Source organism: uncultured Campylobacter sp., assembly GCF_938045625.1.
Lineage (GTDB): Bacteria > Campylobacterota > Campylobacteria > Campylobacterales > Campylobacteraceae > Campylobacter_A.
Genome location: NZ_CALIAV010000053.1, coordinates 1 through 19,162 on the forward strand (window position 1 = coordinate 1; position 19,162 = coordinate 19,162).

A 19,162-nucleotide genomic window follows, 5' to 3' on the forward strand; every position below is an offset into this window, starting at 1 on the left:
TCCCCAGCCGCTAAATTCCTCCTGAGAGCTTTGTGGATCGTAGTAAAGCTTGCTCGCATCCAGCGTTAGATTTACGCTCCCAGCGCCGCCCTCACCTCGTCGCTCGCCATCTCGATACTCCATGCAGGCTCCCATACGAGGTCTATCTCGCACTCTTCTACGCCGTCGACGTTTAGCACCGCCGTCTCTACCCAGCCAAGTATCATCTCGTGCAGCGGGCATGAGCGCGTGGATAGCGTCATCGTGACCTTTGCTTTGCCGTTCTCGTCGCAAACCGCGTCGTAAATGAGCCCCAAGGACACGATATCAAAGCCCACCTCGGGATCGACGATATTTGAGAGTGCGGCATAGATTTTTTCTTTCATTTTTCTTCCTTTATTCCAAATTTCGTAAATTTAAAAACATTTATCACATTTATCGCAACTAAAACGATGCTAACTAGCAGACAAGCCACGCCGCAGTGCGCGAGCGATTTTATCTCCAGCCAGACGCCAAGCTCGTAGAGCGCGAGTCCAAGAGCGTTAAAGCCGATGCCGATATATGCGGGTTTTTTAAGGATCATCTGATCTAGTAAAGGCACTTTTGTCTTACCCACGAACGGCGCTACATAGTGATACCAGATGAGAAACGGCGCGATCTTGTAAAGATGAGCCGCGATAAATGCGAATAAAAAGCCGTAAATCAGCATAAACACCGCCATATCATATCTATCCGCCGCGACTAAAACGCAAAATAGCACGAAGGCCACAAGCGAAAGAGCGATATTTACATTCCAGTAATCATACGCTTTGCGGACACGCTTTTTTAGGATATATAGCGCCTCGGCGACAAAGCAAATAATCGCCGCTCCAAACGCAAAGTACGCATAAATTTCGCTAAAAAAGAGTAAAACGCCAGCCAAAATATAAAACCCGAAGGCAAATTTGCTAAGCGTAAATTTTAGATCGTGCGCCAGGGCAAACATCGGTAGCAGCACGGTCGCCACGCCTACGATGATGAAAAAAACAAAGCCGAGTACGAAATAGACGTGAAATTTAAGCGCGAACATAAAATCCATCGGCAAAGTGCCAGAAAGTATCATCAAAAGGCAAAATCCAAGCGAGATGCCCGCGAGTAAAAATATCGCCGAAACAAAAAGCATAAAGGCCGCGAAGCTCTTTTTTTCATTGTCCATAAAGCTAACGATATAGGTCGTGCCAAAAAACAGTAGCGCGAGAAAAAGCGCCATGCCACCGCCGTGTATAAAGCCCGTCTTGCCGCTGATCATCCCGTAGCCCATCGCAGCGATCCCTACGCAGTAGACGGCTAAATTTAGCATCGCGCCCTTGATCGTCGAAAACGGCTTTTCTAAAATCACAGAAGTTAGCTGATATAGCGCGCCGATGATGATGCTCATAACAAATCCGACGAAAAATATATGCAAAAATCCCGCCGTCTCAAGCCCCGCTATCATCTCAAAATCCGCCGCGAAAAAGGCGGGAATGCTCGCGATCAAAAAACAAATGCCCGCGATAAAATAACCGCCCACCAGCTTAAAAGGCGGCGCAAAGGTGTTTAAAAGCATGACCTATCTCAGTGACAAAGGCTCGCATCTACGTTTTTGACGTCCGCGCCCTGCTTTAGGCTAAAGGTCATCTTGACCGCCCCGCCCTCCAGATCCTCGCGCTCGACATCAAACTGCCCCTCTATTTTAGGGATCAGACCGGCTGGAAATTTATGATTTACCATCACGATTTTAGTGTTTTGGTTTGCAAATTTGATCGCTACCAGCGCATTTACCATAGGCTCGGGCGGCACGCACGGACGGCTGTCAAAGCCGACGAAATCCACGCCGCCCTGGCTATATCTATAAAACGGCACCGTCGCGCCCTCGGCGTTAAACTGCTCGGCGTCTTTGAAAAAATCGCTCATTTTTTATCCTTGTTTTAAATTTGGATAATTATACTCTTATTTTGCGCGCGAGCGTCTTGACCTTGCTTAAGGGATTAAATTTTAAATTTGACGGACGCGACGTCAAATTTGAGCGGCAAAACCCGAGCGTTGAAGGTATGAAATTTGAGATGAGATAAAATTTGGCGGCATAAATTTGACCGCCGATTAAAAGATAAAGCACCGTCTAGCAGTACTGCTTGTAGCCTTTTTTGCAGAGCTGTTTTTTGCCCTCTTGTTTTAGGATTTCGTTTTTGCTCTCGCCGTTATAGGTCGAGTTTTGGTCGCTGCTGCCGACCTTTTCGCCGTTTACATAGATATTGGCCGCATAAAGCCCCGCCAAAAATACCAAGAAAATCAAAATTTGCTTCATAAATCGCTTTCAATTAAATTTAATCTCCAAAGCGCAAGCAAATCGCAGTCCAAATTTAAAAGCGAGCAAGTCAAATTTGAGCAAAAGCGGAGCAAGTGCGCCGCTAATCAATAAACTTAAAGCGGCAAAACGGCGCAGTCAAATTTACGCCGCCTCGCCATCAAAAGATCAAATTTTAGTGTAAAAAATGGCGCACGCCCGTAAAATACATCGCCATGCCGTGCTCGTTTGCCGCAGCTACAACCTCGTCGTCGCGTATGCTGCCGCCGGGCTGTATCACGGCCTTCACGCCCGCCTCGCTTGCGATATCGATGCTGTCGCGGAACGGGAAAAACGCCTCGCTAGCAAGCGCGCAACCGCGTAAATCAAGCCCCATATCGCGCGCCTTAGCCACGGCCGCACGCGCGGCATCCACGCGACTCGTCATACCCATACCGATGGCGACGACGGCGCTGTTTTTCACGTAAACGACGCAGTTACTTTTCGTGAGCGCCGCGACTTTCCACGCGATTTCGAGGTCTTTTAGCTCGGTCTCGCTGGCTGCGCGCGCGGTTTGCAGTTTCATATTTTCTAGCTCGCTAGCTTTTACCTCGTCGCTTTGCTGATAGACAAAGCCGCCGTCAACGTGCTTGAAGTCGTATTTGTCGTTTGCGCGCTGTAAAAATTTATTGCCCTGAGTGAAAATTTTGATGCGTTTTTTAGCCTCAAATACCGCGAGTGCGTCCTCGTCCACGTTTGCGGCGATGATAACCTCGACGTAGATTTCGTTGATTTTTTCTGCCAAGGCACGGTCTAGTGTACCGTTTATCGCCACGACGCCGCCGTATGCCGAGACGGGATCGCATTTTAGCGCCTCTACGTAGCTTTCTAGCAGATTTGATTTTACGGCAAAGCCGCAAGCGTTAGCGTGCTTGACGATGGCGACCGCAGGCGCGGCGTCAAAGCTGCTTGCTAGTGCTAAAGCCGCGTTTATATCGGTGATATTGTTAAAGCTAGCTTCGCCTTTTAGCGCGGTGAAGTTGTTGCTGAAAAAATAATCAAACTCGTATAGCGCGCCCTTTTGGTGCGGGTTTTCGCCGTAACGCGCATCAAAAACCTTGCTACCGGCGATAAATTTCATCTCGCCAAAGCCGTCGTTAAAGCGCTCGTTCATATAATTTGCGATCATCGAGTCGTATGCCGCGGTGTGTTCGTAGGCTTTTATCATCAAATTTCGCCTAAAAACGGCCTTTTCACTCTCATCCGCGCCTCCTATGACGCGCAAAACTTCGTCATAATCAAGCGGGTTAGTGACGATATAAACGCTGGCGAAGTTTTTAGCCGCCGAGCGCACCATCGCAGGGCCACCGATGTCGATGTTTTCAATGATCTCGTCAAAATCATCTGTGCGGATAGTGGTTTGTTTAAACGGATATAAATTTACGCAAACTAGATCGATGCCGCCGATGCCGTGCTGTGCGGCTTGGCTCACGTGGTTTGCGTCGTTTCGCTTGTGCAAGATGCCGCCGTGGATCTTTGGGTGCAGGGTTTTTACGCGCCCCTCAAACATCTCGGGCGAGCCGGTGTATTCGCTAACTTCGACCGCCTTTACGCCCTGCTCTTTTAGCAGTTTGTGCGTGCCGCCTGTACTTAATATCTCAAAACCGAGTCGCTCGAGTCCTTTGGCAAACTCTACGATACCTTCTTTGTCGCTGACGCTGATTAATGCTCTCATTTATATTCCCTTTCTTTTGCCGACTTGTCTCTTGCGCGCCTTTAAATGAGCTAGAAATTTTTTTCCCTCGATGAACTACATGTTCTATCTTCGGTCGAAAATTTCGTCGCAACATTTAAATTCATCGCAAGATACCGCGCCGAAATTTGATTAAATTTTAAGAACCCAAAAGCGTAGAATTTTGAGATGGATTTAAATGTTGTGCAGAAAATTTGGGCAAGGCTAGACAGATGGTCTGCCGCAGTCCCAAATTTTCAAACTCATTTAAAGACACTCAAAAGGCTAGCTTTTTTGTTTTATGGTTTCATACGCCTCATTTATCTCTTGCAACCTACGAGTACTCTTTTCTATCATCTCCTCGCTCTCGCCGCGCCCCATAAGGATATCTGGATGATATTTTTTTACGAGTTCGCGGTAGCGCTTTTTTACCTCGTCAAAGGACGCGTCCTCTTTTAGTCCAAGCACGTCGTAAGGGCTTTTAGCGCGTTTTACGTACGGATTGCTCTGGCCTCTTTTATCTTGCCGCCTTTGCCCGTAAAAATCGTCAAATCTCTTTAAAATCGACCAAAAATCGATCTCGTTAAGCCCAAACCCAGAGGCAATCTGCTCTATGATATTGCGCTCGCTTTTGCTAAATTCGCCGTCTATATAGGCCAAATTTAACAAAAACGATATCTTCGCGGCCACGGCGTCTTGACTCAGACGAAAGCGATCCCGGTACTGCCGCGCGATAAAATAGGCGTTATGCACCGTCTCTTTTTCGCGGTTATAGATCTGCTTTAGCTCCGCTCTCATAGCTGCGTCGTTACCGAGCCTTAGAGTGATATCGTCTAGCGTCTCGCTAATGAGGCGAGCTTCTAGCTCATTTACTCTGCCGTCGCTTTTGGCGACTTTGGCGAGCAGACTAACTAGAAATTTAGCCTCCTCAAACATCGCCTTTTTTCGCGAACCGCCTAAATTTGCGGGATTTTGGCTAAAATTTGAGACCAGATAGTAAATCCCGCAAAAGATCAAAAACCAAAAAATAAAATTCAAAATATCACCATAAATGATAAATCGTATTTTTGAGCTTGCCGCCGACCAGCTCGTTTTTACGCCACGAGCTCTCGTCGTTCATCACGTTCCAGCGGCGCTCGTCGGGGCGATAAAACCAATCTTTGTCGATCTGATAATAAATCTGCTTGCCGTTTGCCTCGATGATGTTGGCGATGTTGTTGTCGTGGTAGCTGTTCTCGTCGTAGTCGGTAAACGCGCGCTGTCCCATCTCGGAGTAAAGAAGCGTGAGCTCCTGCAGCATCTCGTTTAGCTCGTTGTCCATCTTTTGCACGTGCAGTCCGATCTCCTCGGCCTCGCGGAAAAGTATCGGATAGTCATGCGCCGGATAGTCGCTGTTTAGGCGCTCGGAGATGTTTTGGATCTTTGATTCGTCGTTCATGTGATAGCGCAAAAGCTCGCAGCAAATCTTTAGCGAGAGCGAGCTGGCACGGTCTACTGCGCCAAAAACCAGCGGATGGATATAGTTGTATAGCGATTTATACGGGTTTTCGTCGTTGTCTTTTTCGTGCATTTTCCATAGTTTTATCACGCGGTTTAGCTCGTCCATCGACACGCTAACGCGCTCGTTGCCGTTATCTATCGGGCTCATCGCGTGCTTTAGCGAGGTATCGACTGCGGTTAGATACGCTAGCGGACCCATCACGATCTCGTTTGCGCCTAGCGCCATCATCGTCGCTGCCGACGCGCAGTTAGCAGGGATGAGAGCGGTGATGTTTTTGCAGTAGTTTCGCAGAGTGCTGATGATACGAAGCGCCGCGATACCGCTGCCGCCGTCGCTTTTGATGAACAAAAATGCGTTTTCTATCTTTTTGCCCTTTAAAATTTCATACATCGCGCTCGCGTCGTTGCCGCAGACGCTGCCCGCGTTTGAGTTGTAGTATGTGATGAGCGTGCCGCCCAGTTTGGCCTCGACCGCTTTTAATACCTGCTGAGTCTCGCTAAATAGCACCGGCGGCTTAGCTACGCTTTTTTGATCCATTCCTCTGCCCTCCTTTTGCGGCTGTTCGTCCTCTTTGTTATTTAAAAAGTCTTTCCAAGACATCTACTTTCCTTTCAAATTCGTGTTAAATTTTACTTTTACGGTCGCCTGCAAGCTCGGCAAGATCACGGATCATCATCGCGAGCTGCTTAAATTTGATCAAATTTGACGCCAAAGCGCGCGGATAAACATCGCCGAGGCAAGCTAAATTTAGCAAGCGTCAAATTTACGCCACTCAAATTTAGCTCGGCCAAACCCGCCTCGCCAAAATTGGGCGTCAAATTTTAGTCCTCTTGGCGGATGATTGCGGCAAATTTATTAAAATAAACCTCGCTCACGTCGCTTAGCTTTTCATCGATATCGTTTAGCTTAAATTTATCTCCGCCCACGCTACCGATTTTTTCAAATTTGACGCCGTGTTTTGCGGCTAGAGATTGAAATTTAGCCTCGTCTTTTACGCCGACGATCGCGCGCGAAAAGCTCTCGTCAAATATGAAATTCGGCTTTTTAACGTCAAATTTGCACTCCGCGCCAAGTCCGCTTAGGCATGCCATTTTAGCTAGCGTTATGGCCACGCCGCCCACGCCTACGCTGTTTGCAAACTCGAGCGCACCCGATTTATTTGCCTCGATGACCAAATCCCACAACGCGCGCTCTTTTTTGTAGTCCACTGCGGATAGCTCGCCGCCCACCGCGTCAAATAGCGCCTTAGCGTAGAGCGACGCGGCAAATTCGCCCTTCGTCTCGCCAAGCACGTATATCGCCGTGCCCGCGCGCGCAAAGACGCTCGGTAGGCTCGCGTTTGCGTCCTCGTTCACGCCCACCGTCACGATCGCAGGCGTCGGATAGACGCTCACGCCCTCGGTATCGTTATACAGGCTCACGTTGCCGCTGACGACAGGCGTATTTAGCTCGCGGCAAGCCTCTTTGATGCCCTCGCAGCCCTGCGCGAACTGCCACATGACCTCGGGATTTTGCGGGTTGCCGTAGTTTAGGCAGTCGGTGATGGCTAGTGGCGTCGCTCCGCTCATCGCGACCTTTCGTCCAGCAGCCGCGACCGCTCTAGCCGCGCCGATTTTGGGACCAACGAAATTTGCCCGCGGATCGCACTGCGCCGCCATCGCGATCGCCCTACCCGTTTCTTTTACGCGGATAACCGCAGCCCCGAGAAGCCCCGGTTGTTTGATCGTGTTCGTTTGGATATTTGCGTCGTATTGATCGTAGATTAGCGATTTGTTTAGCACCTCTGGCTCACCAAGTAGCTTCCAAAACGCGGTTTTATTATTGACGTTTTCGGGGATTTGTAAATTTTTGATTTCGTCTAGGTATTTTGGACGCGCGGTCGGTCGGTCAAGCACAGGAGAGGCTTCGCTAAGCGGCGCTATCGGTATCTCGCCCGCTAGCTCGCCGTGCCAATAAAGCTCCATCACGCCGCTATCCGTGACCTCGCCGATGATCTCGGCGTCGAGGTCCCACTTTTTAAATATATCAAGTATCTTTTGCTCGCAGCCTTTTTTGGCACAGATGAGCATACGCTCCTGAGATTCGCTCAGCATTAGCTCGTACGGCGTCATGCCCGTCTCGCGCATAGGTACGCGGTCTAGATACATCTTCATACCGCTGCCGCTGCGTCCGGCCATCTCAAAGCTACTAGACGTTAGCCCTGCCGCACCCATATCCTGGATACCCACGACGTAGTCGGTTTTAAAGAGCTCCAAGCATGCCTCCATCAGCAGCTTTTCGGCAAACGGATCGCCTACCTGCACGGTCGGGCGCAGAGATTTGTTCGCGTCGTTAAAGCTATCGCTAGCCATCACAGCGCCCCCGAGTCCGTCGCGACCGGTCTTTGAGCCGACATAGATCACGGGATTGCCGATACCTTCGGCTCTGCCGTAAAATATCTCGTCGCTCTTGCAAAGCCCAAGCGCAAATGCGTTTACTAGGATGTTACCGTTAAAGCTAGGATCAAACGTCGTCTCGCCTCCGATAGTAGGTATGCCCATGCAGTTGCCGTAGTGAGCGATGCCCGCGACCGCGCCTTTTAGCAGATAGCGCTGTTTTTTCGCGTTTTCGCTCTCGCCCCTCACCTCGCCAAATCGCAGCGAGTTCATATTCGCCACGACCCGCGCGCCCATCGTAAATACGTCGCGCAGTATCCCGCCCACGCCCGTTGCCGCGCCCTGAAAAGGCTCGATGAAGCTCGGGTGGTTGTGGCTCTCCATCTTAAACACCGCCGCAACGCCGCCTCCGACGTCGATGACGCCCGCGTTCTCGCCCGGCCCCTGAATCACCCACGGCGCCTTGGTCGGGAAGCCGTTTAGGTACTTTTTACTCGACTTGTAGCTGCAGTGCTCGCTCCACATCGCGGAAAATATCCCAAGCTCGAGCAAATTTGGCTCTCTGCCTAGGATCTTTAGGATCTCCTCATACTCTTGATCGCTGATTTTGTGCGCTTTTACGGTAGCTTTGTCCATTTTTAGCCTTTAAAAAATTTTGGTTGATTTTACTTAAATTCGCATAAAAACTTGATAAACCAAAGGAGTGAGAGCGGGGTAAATTTGGCGAATAAAACAAGAGTCTAAATTTCATACGGCAAGCTAAAAATATTCTGTTTATAGTTATTGATTCGGCTCTAAATTTAACCGAAAAATTGGCATTTTTGAGGTGCGGGTCTCGGAAAGTAACTCAAATTTTAGATAAATGCCAAATTTAAAGTAGCTGTGGAAAATTAAAAATTTAAGCATATTAGTACCCTAAATTTGACGCAAGAAAGTCCGATATTCCGCTAAATTCGGCGGGCGATTACCCGCCGCAAATGCCTACTTGCTCGGCATACTATAGTAGCAAAGTATGTTTAGCAGGATGCGTCCTTGCTTTTTGAGGTCTTGATCGATGACGTCTTGTTTAAATTTCGCAGAGATCGCCTGCTCTTTAGCTTCGGCTAATTTGCTGCCTGACAGGTTAAATTTAAAGTCCAAATTTTTTATCTCAAATCCCTTGTTTCCGACTATCTTCGCGTCGATCACGGTAGCGAAAAACTCATCAGATGCGCCCACGTAGTAGTTCGTCACGCTTCTGGCGCTTATAGGTTCGCCGCTAAAAAACGCCTTACAAACGGGAGATTTTTGCGCGCTATAAATCGCGCTCTCAAGGATCCCGCCGCCAAATTCGTAAAACTTAAATTTCTTTGAGTTTTGTAGTTTTTTTATCTCGTCTTTATCGCTCAAATCCACATTTCTACCGCTATCTAGATCAATCACTATCAGAGTTTTTACACCGTCGCCGCTTGAGTAAACCCAGCCTAGATTTTGGCTCGCCGAGTCGCTCTCGTCAGGCGATTTCACCTCGGCTCTACCTATATAGTCGCCGAATTTTTCCTCTTTTTTACCGCCGCTCATCTCGTAGACCGTAGTTTCGGTTATAAATCCGATCTGCTGTATACTAGCGTCGTTTTCCATATACGTACGCCACGCTCTCTCGCCGCCCATCTCGCCTGTGATGGCCGCGCAACCGCTAAAAATTAGTGCCATAGCAGCCGCTGCTACCGTCTTAAAAATCATCGTACTTTTCATTTTGATCCTCTCTTTTTCGCGCTCAAAGCGCAAATTTGATTAAGCGTCAGCTCATACCCGCGCAACTCGTTTTGGATTTTTTCCTCAAATTTATGCGTTTTTTCGGCGACCTCTCGCGGGCCGTCTGGATTTGTAAAATTTTTTATCTGAGATTTTAAAAGTAGCGCGCCGCTTTTGGAGGAAATTTTTGCCTGCGTTATAACGGCTGTGAAATGCCGCTTTTCTAAATTTTGCGCGTCGTAGTAGCTAGATGCTGATTTCACGCTCACGTTACCGCCTTTTTGAAACGCCTCGCAAACCGAAATCGGCGCCTCAAAAACCGCTACCGTCGTCAAATTTGAGCTAAATTCGTAAAATTTGATCCGCCGAGCGTCCCGAAGCTCGGTTACGCTTGCTTCATCTTTTAGATCAAACTCCGCCTCGGTATCGGCGTCTTTTAGCATAAACGCACTACCACCGCTTTTATAGACGGCTCCAAGCCTAAAAGGCAGCTTGGCACCGTCTTTTTTAGTAAGCGCAAAGCCCATAGTCTCGCCATCCTCAGGCTGGGTACGAAAATCGCGAGAGAAAAACGCCGTCAAAAAGGCAACCTCTCTAATGGCACCGTCCGTACCCAGATATCTCGTCCAGTTATCCTCGGGAATGTCGATATTTGAGATGTCGCGCTCGGCTCTGTTTGCACCGCTAGTAATGCCCGCGCAACCGCTAAACGCCAAGGCCGCAACAGCCGCTAGAAATAAGTTTTTCATCTCGCACTCGCGTTTAAATTTGATAAAAGCGATCAGTTTTTAGGCGCGGCGCAAACGATGTTTGATAGGATTCGCTCCTGTTTTTTAGCGTCGGCATCTATGACTTTGCTCCTAAATTCCGCCGATCTAGCCCGTGTCTGCGTGCTAGCTAGCTTACCGTCGCTAACGAAAAATTTAAAGTCTAGATTTTTGATCTCGGCGCTTTTGCCCTTTTTTACTCCGATATCCATCAGAGTCGCGAAAAATTCGCTATTGTCGGCGCTTTCTTTATCGTAATAATTAGTCACGGCATGAGCTTTTACCACCTTACCCGCCGCAAAACTCTCGCACACGGCGCCCGAGTCCGCGCTAAAAACCACGCTCTCTAATATGCCGCCGCCAAACTGATAAAATTTGACCTTTTTAGCATTTCTTAGAGTCGCAAGCTCGTTTTTATAGCGCATATTTATGTACTGGTAGCCAAATTTTTCCTTATCGTTAAGCTCTAAAACTATAAACGAAACCCCGTTTTGCGCGAACATATCGCCAAGCTTCAAATTTTGACCGTCTTTTTTTATGAGCGCCATGCCGATGATATCGCCGTTTTTTTGCGCGTAGGTTGCGCTCAAATTTTCTGAGAAAAATGCGACATCGCCGACAGTGCCGTCGTTTTCTAGATATTTAATCCAGTCCGGTTCAGGCGATACTACGCTACTTGCTAGATGATCCTGCGAAGGCATGCAACCACCCAGCAATGCAGCTAGAGCGGCTATAGATAAGATTTTTTTCACTATTTTTTTTCTTTTTTACGGAGTAAATTTAGTTATTTGCCGAGGCAAAAGTTGCTAAACATTTCGTCTAAAATTTCGCTTCTTTCAAACGGCTTCGTGATTGACGAGATTTGCTCTATTGCCGTGTTTAGCTCATAAGCAAAAAGCTCAAGTTCGGACCCCACTAGCAAATTTAACGCTCTTTTTATCGCCTCGCTCGCCGCCTCGCAGCTTGAAATTTGACGGGTAGAATTTAATAATATCTCGCTCGTCTCCTGCGCGTCGAGATAGGCTTTTAGGCTATTTATTATCTCGTCCGTTCCTTGCTTTGCGCATATTTTTATCGAATTTTCGGGGCTTATAAATTTAACTCCGAGATCGCATTTATTTAGAACGTAAAAAATCTTTTTTTGCGAGTTTTTTAAAAGCTCCAGGATCTCGTTATCCTGCTCGTCTGCCTCCTGCGACGCGTCAAAAACAGCCAAGATGACGTCGGCCTCCTCGATAGCCCGCAGCGAATACGAAATACCGATCTGCTCAATCTTGCCCGCGTTTTTGCGGATGCCTGCCGTGTCTATGATGCGCACTAGATGAGTGCCGATTTTTAGGGCTTCCTCGATGCTGTCTCTAGTCGTGCCGGCCTCGTCGCTGATGATCGCGCGCTCGTAAGATAAAAGCGAGTTTAAGATCGAGCTTTTACCGACGTTTGGCTTGCCGACTATCGCGATTTTAAAGCCCTCGAGCAACCCTTTTCTGCTCTGACTTATGGCGACGATTTTATCTAGTTTAGCGCTGTTTTGTTTTAGCATTTGGCTGATGCTCTCCAGCAGGTCGGCAGGCAGATCGTCGTCGGCATAGTCGATGCTAGTCTCCGCGAATGCCAGAGTTTTTACGAGCTCGGAGCGGATTTCGTCCGCAAATTTAGCCAGGTCGCCCCTCATAGTGCGGGCGATGATTTTTACGCTATCCTCGCTTTTTGCGTTTATGAGCGAGTTTATCGCCTCGATCTTGCTAAAGTCCATCTTGCCGTTTATGAGCGCTCGCTTGCTAAACTCTCCTGCTCGCGCGAGTCTAGCGCCGTTTTTGATGAGCTCGCCCAGGATCAAATTTGCCACCACTAATCCGCCGTGGAGCTGAAACTCCACCACGTCCTCGCCTGTGAAGCTGTGAGGGGCCTTGAAGTAAATAAGTAGCGCTTCGTCGATAAGCTCGCCTTCGGCGTAAATTTTAGTTAGAGTCGCGTAACGCGGGACAAGAGAGGTGATTTTGGTGAGTTTTAGAGCTAGGCCAAGGGCGTCCGCGCCGCTTAGCCTGATGATAGAGATCGAGCCTATGCCGTGCGCGGTAGCGACGGCTGCTATGGTCTCGTTCATTTTTTGATAAAGTCGTTAACGACTACGAACTGCCCGTCGCTATTTGACTTTACGCTTACATATTTGTCGGGGAATTTTTCGCGTAGTTTTTCAAGAGCGATCTTAACCAAAACGCCGTCTAAAGACTTGGTTTTAGCCTTGCCCGTTTCCTCTACGCGCTCGATTATTCCCTTTAGATACTGATCGATCGCGGCTTCTTGATTTTGCAAAAATTGCGCGATCTCAAGGCGTACCGCAAGGCCGTATTTTGAGCTGATCCAATTATAAAGCAAATACGAAATCGCCTTGTAGCGGTAGCCCTCCTTGCCGATGAGCAGCGCCGCATCCTCGCCGTCAAGCTCGACTATCACGGTCTCGTCATCAAATTTGCGCACGTCTATCTTGTTTATAGTAAAGAAATTTCCGCCAAAAAGCTTCTCTACACCCTGCTTTATCTCAGGCAGGACTTTGTCGATGTCGGCTTTTGGTTTTTGAGCCTGCGCTCGATCGGCTCGGGAGTCTTGTTTTTCTTTTTTAGCTAAATTTGGCACAGCTTGCGTCAAATTTGCCTCGCCAGTGGAAACTTGCGAGCCCAAATTTTCGCTAGATGCAGCTTTTTCATCGCCTTCGTAAAAGTCGTTTTTATTAAAGGTATCGATTATAGAGTGATCGAGGATATTTTTGCTGCTATCTTTTTTAGGTTGTTCTTTTTTGTGTTGCTCTTTTTCTTTTACTTGAGGCTCTTTTTGCAGTTGTGCTTCTTCGACCTTAGGCTCGTTTGCCGAGCTCGTTTCGTTTTGCTTTGTCGCATGATTTTTGTGATGTTCGTGGCGATTTTTATGATTTTTTTTCTTTTCGCTTTTATGATTTTGCTCTTCGCCAGAGCTCTCTTTTTTCTTAAATTCCTTCTTTTTCTCGCCGCCATTTTCTTTGTGACCGTTTTCGCGTGGGGCTTGAGTGGCTTTTTTTGCTTCCTTATGCGCACCCTCTTTGACCGCCTCGATGATCGCTGTTTTTTTGAAAAATCCCAAAAATCCCGCACTCGGGTTTTGTAAAATTTTAATATCAAGCTCCGTGACTGAGCAGTTTAGCTCCTCGGCGGCCTTTTGAAAAGCCTCTTGTAAATTTTCAGCTTCGATTCGCATTAGGCCTTTACCTCGGCTTTCTTGTGCTTTTCAAAGAGTTTATTTACAAAAACTTGCTGAATAACCGAGCAGACGTTGTTTACGAACCAGTAAAGTGTAAGTCCCGCAGGGAAAGTCACAAAGAAAAACGTAAAGATAAGCGGTAAAAATTTCATTATCTTTTCTTGCATAGGATCGCTAAAGGTCGTCGGCGTGAGCTTTTGCTGAAGGAACATCGTCGCACCCATCAAAATAGGCAACACAAAATACGGATCCATAACCGAAAGGTCATGTATCCATAGTATCCACGGCGCAGCTTTTAGCTCGATCGCGTTTAGCAGTACGCGGTAAATCGCAAAGAAAATCGGGATCTGCATAAGTATCGGCAAGCAGCCACCCATCGGGTTCGCGCCATTTTTCTTATATAGCTCCATCATGTGCATATTTAGCTTTTGCGGATCGCCTTTGTATTTGGCTTGCAGCTCTTTTACCTTTGGCGCTAGATCTTTTAGCTTGTTCATCGATAGCATGCCTTTGTAGGTTAGCGGGAAAAGCACGATCCTGATAACTAGCGTCAGAACGACGATTGCCCAGCCCCAGTTGCCGATATAGCCGTAAAGTAAATTTAAGAATGCAAACATCGGTTTTGCGATAAAGGTAAACCAGCCGTACTCGATGACGTCCACAAGCTCCTCGTTTATCTGGCTTAGAGTAGCGTGGTCTTTGGCACCGATGTAGCCTTTAGCTTTAAAATTTTGCTCGCCTTTTACGAATATTACTGCATTACCCGCGCCGTCTTTTGAAACGACGGGATTTAAAAGTCCGTCAAATTTGAAAAATAAGGCCGTGTAGTATCTGTCGCTAGCTGCGGCTATGTTTACGTTATTAAAGCTTTCAGTCGCGTCTACGTCGCCATCCTCGATGATGGTTAGCTTGCCGTCGTTATGCTTAAGCAGCGCGCCGTGGACGGTATAGTTGTCGATAGCGACGCTTGGACGAAAACCCGGAGTCACGTAGTATTCGCCCGCGCTCACGCTAAGATCTAGGTCGTAGCTTCCGTTTGGATAAAACGTGATTTTCTTAGTTACGCTAGAGCCTTGCAAATTTTGCGTTAAAACTATACTTTTTGGCTCGCTGGCTAAATTTATCTCGCTAACGTCGCTCGTGTAAGCCACTTTAAAAGCTTGCTCATTTAAAGCTTTGTCGCTAAAGCGTACTTCAAGCGGTAACGGCTGAGCACCTGCTAGTTCGATGCGATTGCCTTCGGCGTTTTTGTATTTTTCGTCATTTAAATAAAATTTCGAAATCCTGCCCAGCTCGTCTATGCGCGCCTCAAAGTGTTCGCCCTTTATCACAGCGATCTCGCGGCTTTGAGTCGATGCGGCCTGCGGAGAGCTAGCGCCTGATGCGGTATTTGCGCTTGGAGCGGCGTTTGCTTGCCCTACCTGCTGCGCAGCTACTGTTTGATTTTGATCTAACGGCAAATTTTTAGGAATAAAAAAATAATCGTAAGCGATAAAAAAGATAAAAGATAAAACGGTCGCTAATAACACGCGTTTTTGAACTGACATATTGTCTAACACTATTTTTCCTTTTGAAAGTCTAAATTTTTAATAACGTAGAATTTATTTTTTTTATACGGGACGAACCAAAATGCGATGTGTGATTTTAAATTTTGATTGGATATAAAAAAAGAGTCGAAATTTTTACTAATGATGGGGTAGTCGATGCCGCCCTTAAAGAGTTGATTACAGCGTAAAATTCTAAAAATAACCGCGAAGAGCGCCGAGAAAAAGCCGTTAAATTTGAACTGCCAAACGGCAAATTCCGAACACGAGGGATAGTATCTGCAAGACTTCGGAGTAAATTTAGAGATATAATCTTGATACGCTTTTATCAAAAATAAAATAGCTTGTTTTATCATTTTCATATGCCTGATTTTATACATCCGAGTTTTTTCATAGCCCAAGAGATATTTTTTTTGAGCTTTAAAAACGAGCTTTTATCTAGCCCGTTTTTAACAACTATCACGTAAATGCCGTCCGCAAGCTCATTTGAAATCTCGACGACGACCGCTCGCAAAAGTCTTTTACATCGGTTGCGAACGACGGCTTTGCCCACCTTTTTGCTGGCTACGACGGCTAGTTTGTTTTCATTGCAAGGCTTAAAAAAGACTATCGCCTCTTCGCAGTGCCATTTGATGGCCTCTTTGTAGACGCTTGAAAACTCCTTTTGGCTACTTATAGGGCTAAATTTGCTTAAACGGCCAATCTTGCTCTGCCTTTTGCGCGTCTTGCGTTTAGCACTTTGCGGCCGTTTTTAGTTTTCATGCGGACGCGAAACCCGTGAGTGCGTTTTCTAGGGGTTTTATGAGGTTGGTATGTTCTTTTCATAAATTTTTCCTTATGGTGATTTTGATATAAGTCGGTGATTTTATCAACAAATCGCTTAAAATCCTTTTAATAAATTTTTAAACTTCGTTTTAAAATAATAAAAATATAATCGCTTATTAAAATTTAGGAGCAAATTTGCCTTACGTTATTAGAAAAGCCGTTAGAGCGGACATTGCAGCAGTTTGCAAGCTAGTTAAAGAGCTAGCCGAATATGAAAAAATGAGTGATGAAGTAAAATTTACGCCCGAAATTTTCGCGGGGTCTGTTTTTGAGAAAAACTACGCCAGGATTTTAGTCTGCGAAACAGAGGGTAAAATCATAGCTTACGCGATATATTTTTACACCTTTTCCACGTTTTTGGGGCTTGGCGGGATGTACTTAGAGGATCTATACGTCCAAAAAGAGCATCGCAACAAAGGCATAGGAAAAGAGTTTTTTAAGCATCTAGCTCAAATTTGCAAGGACGAAAATCTGCAACGCCTCGAGTGGGCGTGCCTGCACTGGAACGAGCCCGGCATCAAATTTTATGAAAAAATGGGCGCGAAAAACCAGTCCGAGCAGTGGCGAAACTACCGCCTGGACGGCAAAAATTTAAGCAAACTCGCGCTTTGATTTATCTGTTTTTAACGCCCTTTTGGATATCATCGCGCGATGAATTACGCAAACGAAATTTTAAGAGAGCTTTACTATCTTAGGGCGTTCGGATATAAGTTTGCCGATTTTTCGCCTTCGCTCGCGGCCTTGCCGAGAAGCCTTGCCGAGCTAAACGCAAGCATCAAAGAGTGCAATCTATGCGAGCTTTGCAAGAGCGCAAATCAGGCGCTAACGGGTTTTGGCGATAAAAGCGCCAAAGTAGTTTTCGTATTTGACGCGCCAAACGCCGCTGAGGATGCGAGCGGAGAGTTTTTGGCTGGCGACGATAAGTTTTTGCAAAATTTAAACGAGCTAGCGGGGCTTAAAAAGGAAGAAATTTACGTCACGAGCCTGCTAAAATGCAAGCCCGCCGCCAAAGCTCCGACAAACGCCTACGAGCTTTGCGAGCCGTATTTTAGCGCGGAAGCCCGTCTAGTCGCGCCAAAGCTCATCGTAGCGCTTGGCGAAGAGGTTTTTTACAAAATGATAAAACAAAGCGCACAAAGCTTTGAAACCATAAGGGGAAACATAATGAAATTTAAACACTCGCCCCTTCTGGCGACTTATTCGCCAAGCGTCGTAGCGAAAAATCCAAGCAAAAAAGAGCTGTTTTTCAGCGATCTAAAAAAGATAAAAGAGTACCTATGAGAAAAATTTTAACCGTTTTATTGACCTGCTCGGCGCTATTTGCCAGGAGCGACAAACCCTCCGATATCCCACCTGCGAGCGAAATTTATATAAATTTAGAACCCGTTAAATGCAGCGACACATGTTTATTAGAACTCGTTAGAGAGGGTCTTTTGCACAGCTTTTTAGCTCGCTACGAAGGAAGCTCCAATCAAGAAATTTTACAAGCCTTTAACGCTCTAAACGGCTCGTACGTAAACGCCGGCACCGAGAGCTTGACGCCAAGCTCAAACGCCGAGTTCAAGATCGCCGTCATCATCCCGCAAGATAGTATAAAAAGCTACGCCGGCGTCGTATCAAACGCGGTTATCGCCTATGTAGTGAGGCAAAATGCCCCTATCGACGTTAAATTTTACAACATCGGCAACGAAGCCCCAAGCGCTATCGACGGCGCGCTAGCACGCGCTAGAGGCGAAAATATCGCTTATATCATCGCGCCGTTTACGCCTGTTGGCGCAAAATATCTAAACGAGGTTTTAGATCCGTCTATGACGGCTTTTGTGCCGACTCTGCACATCTCCAGCGTCGATTCACCGCAGGATAATTTGATATTCGGCGGTATAGACTATAAAGGGCAAGTCGAAAAACTGCTAAATTTCTCAAACGGCCAAGTCGCGGCATTTTCTGACGGTAGCGCGCTAGGAGCGGCGCTAAATCGCTACGCTGACGAGTTTAGCGGCGGGCTAGCCTACGAAAACGAGATCGCAAACGGCGTCACCGACCTAAAGTCAATACTATCTGGTAACTCGAGACTAAGCGGCGCGACCGTTTTTCTAAACGTTCCGCTCGTAAAAGCCTCGATGGTGAGCTCTCAGATGCGCCTTTACGACGTCAAATTTAACGCCCTTTTAAGCACGCAGATAAACTACGCGCCGAGCATCTTTAAACTCATGCAACCGCAAGATAGAGAAAAGCTCTATATAGCCAACTCGATTTCTAAAACCGACAGTGCACTAGACTCAAACAACGAAATTTTGGGGCAAAATTTGAACTTTAACTGGGTTGGTTACTCCGCTAGCGCCGGGCTTGACTACATCTACGCGACCTACCTAAACCGCGGTGCGCAGAGGCTTTTTAACGAGAGTGTCGAGGACTCGCAGATCATCTATGATACGAAGGTTTTAAAAGCCGGCGAATACGGCTTTTACGAACAATAAGAGGAGAGAAAATCCACTATCTCCTCGCTCATCTTAGCAGGTCTTAGGTTGCTAACAAACGCAACCTCGACGTCCGCTTCAAAGACGAGCTCGGGTTCGCATTTGCCGCTTAAATTTGCGATTTTATAAATTTTTTGATTTATGAGCGCGGAGGCTTTTTTTAAGCTTGCCACGCTATTTTTTACCTCGAGTAGATCACCAAGGATGGCCGGTTTTTTAAATTTCGCCCAAATCTCGCTCACGACAAAATGCCCGTCCTTGCTAAAAGGCTTAACCTCCGAATCAAAAAACATTTGGCTGCGTGCCCTTTCGCAATATTTTATATAGTTTGCATGATAGACTATGCCGCCCGCGTCGGTATCTTCGTAGTAGATTCGTATTTTCATCGCTTGCCTTTATGCTTAAAGTCTCGCACATTTTACCCGTTTTTTTTAAAAGATTGATTATAAAAGCGTCGCCGTTAAAATTTCATCACGCTCTTACGTCAAGCTTTCTGTAAAATTGGCCCCTCTCGCCTACTTCTATACCACCGCCAAACTCGTTATTTAAAAACGAAATATTATATAGATCCTTCGCCGTTAGGGTTTTATTATCTCCTAGGTATATCAAAAACTGTTTTCCATGCTTAGTAGAAAAGGATTTTATAGCGCTAGCTCCTATTTCCTGGAGCGTCTTATATTTGCCGTCGGTATCTA

The 19,162-nt window shown here is 46.8% G+C and carries 23 protein-coding genes and 1 pseudogene; 3 read left to right on the forward strand and 21 right to left on the reverse strand.

Annotation, left to right across the window (positions count from 1 at the left end; genetic code table 11):
- Positions 1 to 71: 71 nt before the first annotated feature.
- From Q0386_RS05190 to rpmH, 19 genes are all read right to left on the reverse strand, one after another.
- The gene (locus Q0386_RS05190) at positions 72 to 365 is read right to left on the reverse strand and encodes a metal-sulfur cluster assembly factor (RefSeq protein ID WP_299028039.1); all 294 of its coding nucleotides are present in this window, start codon (positions 363 to 365) and stop codon (positions 72 to 74) included.
- On the reverse strand, positions 362 to 1,564 hold the full coding sequence (locus Q0386_RS05195) for a peptidase M50 (protein ID WP_299028042.1): 1,203 nt from the start codon (positions 1,562 to 1,564) through the stop codon (positions 362 to 364). Before Q0386_RS05195 ends, Q0386_RS05190 begins: the two co-directional genes overlap by 4 nt.
- A gap of 8 nt (positions 1,565 to 1,572) precedes the next feature.
- Positions 1,573 to 1,911, reverse strand: a complete 339-nt coding sequence (locus Q0386_RS05200; protein WP_299028045.1) for a hypothetical protein — start codon at positions 1,909 to 1,911, stop codon at positions 1,573 to 1,575.
- A gap of 28 nt (positions 1,912 to 1,939) precedes the next feature.
- Entirely contained in the window at positions 1,940 to 2,113 is a 174-nt protein-coding gene (locus tag Q0386_RS05205) for a hypothetical protein (protein WP_299028048.1), read from the reverse strand.
- Positions 2,114 to 2,116: 3 nt separating this feature from the next.
- Positions 2,117 to 2,302 (reverse strand): hypothetical protein, encoded by a 186-nt coding sequence (locus Q0386_RS05210; protein ID WP_002952344.1) that lies wholly within the window; start codon positions 2,300 to 2,302, stop codon positions 2,117 to 2,119.
- A 175-nt stretch (positions 2,303 to 2,477) separates the two neighbouring features.
- A complete protein-coding gene (gene purH / locus Q0386_RS05215; protein ID WP_299028057.1) occupies positions 2,478 to 4,016 on the reverse strand; it encodes a bifunctional phosphoribosylaminoimidazolecarboxamide formyltransferase/IMP cyclohydrolase in 1,539 nt (512 codons plus the stop codon).
- A 282-nt stretch (positions 4,017 to 4,298) separates the two neighbouring features.
- On the reverse strand, positions 4,299 to 5,051 hold the full coding sequence (locus Q0386_RS05220) for a DnaJ domain-containing protein (RefSeq protein ID WP_299028061.1): 753 nt from the start codon (positions 5,049 to 5,051) through the stop codon (positions 4,299 to 4,301).
- Between the two features lie 4 nt (positions 5,052 to 5,055).
- Positions 5,056 to 6,114: a hypothetical protein gene (locus Q0386_RS05225; protein WP_299028064.1), complete on the reverse strand. Its 1,059-nt coding sequence runs from the start codon at positions 6,112 to 6,114 to the stop codon at positions 5,056 to 5,058.
- An 86-nt stretch (positions 6,115 to 6,200) separates the two neighbouring features.
- Positions 6,201 to 6,332, reverse strand: a complete 132-nt coding sequence (locus Q0386_RS05230) for a hypothetical protein (RefSeq protein WP_299028069.1) — start codon at positions 6,330 to 6,332, stop codon at positions 6,201 to 6,203.
- Positions 6,333 to 6,335: 3 nt separating this feature from the next.
- Positions 6,336 to 8,525 carry a phosphoribosylformylglycinamidine synthase subunit PurL gene (gene purL / locus Q0386_RS05235; RefSeq protein ID WP_299028072.1) on the reverse strand — a complete coding sequence of 730 codons (2,190 nt, stop codon included), beginning with the start codon at positions 8,523 to 8,525 and terminating at the stop codon, positions 6,336 to 6,338.
- A gap of 345 nt (positions 8,526 to 8,870) precedes the next feature.
- On the reverse strand, positions 8,871 to 9,623 hold the full coding sequence (locus Q0386_RS05240; protein ID WP_299028075.1) for a hypothetical protein: 753 nt from the start codon (positions 9,621 to 9,623) through the stop codon (positions 8,871 to 8,873).
- On the reverse strand, positions 9,620 to 10,372 hold the full coding sequence (locus Q0386_RS05245) for a hypothetical protein (protein WP_299028078.1): 753 nt from the start codon (positions 10,370 to 10,372) through the stop codon (positions 9,620 to 9,622). Before Q0386_RS05245 ends, Q0386_RS05240 begins: the two co-directional genes overlap by 4 nt.
- A 32-nt stretch (positions 10,373 to 10,404) precedes the next feature.
- A complete protein-coding gene (locus Q0386_RS05250; protein WP_299028081.1) occupies positions 10,405 to 11,142 on the reverse strand; it encodes a hypothetical protein in 738 nt (245 codons plus the stop codon).
- Between the two features lie 32 nt (positions 11,143 to 11,174).
- The gene (mnmE, locus tag Q0386_RS05255) at positions 11,175 to 12,494 is read right to left on the reverse strand and encodes a tRNA uridine-5-carboxymethylaminomethyl(34) synthesis GTPase MnmE (protein WP_299028084.1); all 1,320 of its coding nucleotides are present in this window, start codon (positions 12,492 to 12,494) and stop codon (positions 11,175 to 11,177) included.
- Complete coding sequence (locus tag Q0386_RS05260; protein WP_299028088.1) at positions 12,491 to 13,618, reverse strand: Jag N-terminal domain-containing protein; 1,128 nt, start codon at positions 13,616 to 13,618, stop codon at positions 12,491 to 12,493. Before Q0386_RS05260 ends, mnmE begins: the two co-directional genes overlap by 4 nt.
- The gene (gene yidC / locus Q0386_RS05265) at positions 13,618 to 15,168 is read right to left on the reverse strand and encodes a membrane protein insertase YidC (RefSeq protein ID WP_298789825.1); all 1,551 of its coding nucleotides are present in this window, start codon (positions 15,166 to 15,168) and stop codon (positions 13,618 to 13,620) included. The genes Q0386_RS05260 and yidC overlap by 1 nt, the downstream gene beginning before the upstream one ends.
- A gap of 11 nt (positions 15,169 to 15,179) precedes the next feature.
- The gene (yidD, locus tag Q0386_RS05270) at positions 15,180 to 15,521 is read right to left on the reverse strand and encodes a membrane protein insertion efficiency factor YidD (protein ID WP_298789814.1); all 342 of its coding nucleotides are present in this window, start codon (positions 15,519 to 15,521) and stop codon (positions 15,180 to 15,182) included.
- Positions 15,522 to 15,523: 2 nt separating this feature from the next.
- Positions 15,524 to 15,841 (reverse strand): ribonuclease P protein component, encoded by a 318-nt coding sequence (gene rnpA, locus Q0386_RS05275; RefSeq protein ID WP_122867589.1) that lies wholly within the window; start codon positions 15,839 to 15,841, stop codon positions 15,524 to 15,526.
- Between the two features lie 14 nt (positions 15,842 to 15,855).
- On the reverse strand, positions 15,856 to 15,990 hold the full coding sequence (rpmH, locus tag Q0386_RS05280; RefSeq protein ID WP_002946826.1) for a 50S ribosomal protein L34: 135 nt from the start codon (positions 15,988 to 15,990) through the stop codon (positions 15,856 to 15,858).
- Between the two features lie 135 nt (positions 15,991 to 16,125).
- On the opposite strand from rpmH, the gene Q0386_RS05285 reads away from it, so the two are divergent.
- Genes Q0386_RS05285 through Q0386_RS05295 form a run of 3 tightly spaced genes read left to right on the forward strand, consistent with a single transcriptional unit; the run spans position 16,126 to position 18,467 of the window.
- A complete protein-coding gene (locus Q0386_RS05285) occupies positions 16,126 to 16,602 on the forward strand; it encodes a GNAT family N-acetyltransferase (RefSeq protein WP_299028091.1) in 477 nt (158 codons plus the stop codon).
- A gap of 39 nt (positions 16,603 to 16,641) precedes the next feature.
- Positions 16,642 to 17,271, forward strand: a complete 630-nt coding sequence (locus Q0386_RS05290; protein ID WP_299028094.1) for a uracil-DNA glycosylase — start codon at positions 16,642 to 16,644, stop codon at positions 17,269 to 17,271.
- Positions 17,268 to 18,467: a hypothetical protein gene (locus Q0386_RS05295; protein ID WP_299028097.1), complete on the forward strand. Its 1,200-nt coding sequence runs from the start codon at positions 17,268 to 17,270 to the stop codon at positions 18,465 to 18,467. The genes Q0386_RS05290 and Q0386_RS05295 overlap by 4 nt, the downstream gene beginning before the upstream one ends.
- On the opposite strand, the gene Q0386_RS05300 is transcribed toward Q0386_RS05295, so the two are convergent.
- Together Q0386_RS05300 and Q0386_RS05305 are read right to left on the reverse strand one after the other, a co-directional pair.
- Positions 18,455 to 18,853, reverse strand: coding sequence for a YbgC/FadM family acyl-CoA thioesterase (locus Q0386_RS05300; RefSeq protein WP_299028100.1), 399 nt, complete (start codon positions 18,851 to 18,853; stop codon positions 18,455 to 18,457). The two genes, Q0386_RS05295 and Q0386_RS05300, sit on opposite strands and share 13 nt — an antisense overlap.
- An 85-nt stretch (positions 18,854 to 18,938) precedes the next feature.
- Positions 18,939 to 19,162: pseudogene (locus tag Q0386_RS05305) on the reverse strand (response regulator); the annotation flags it as partial.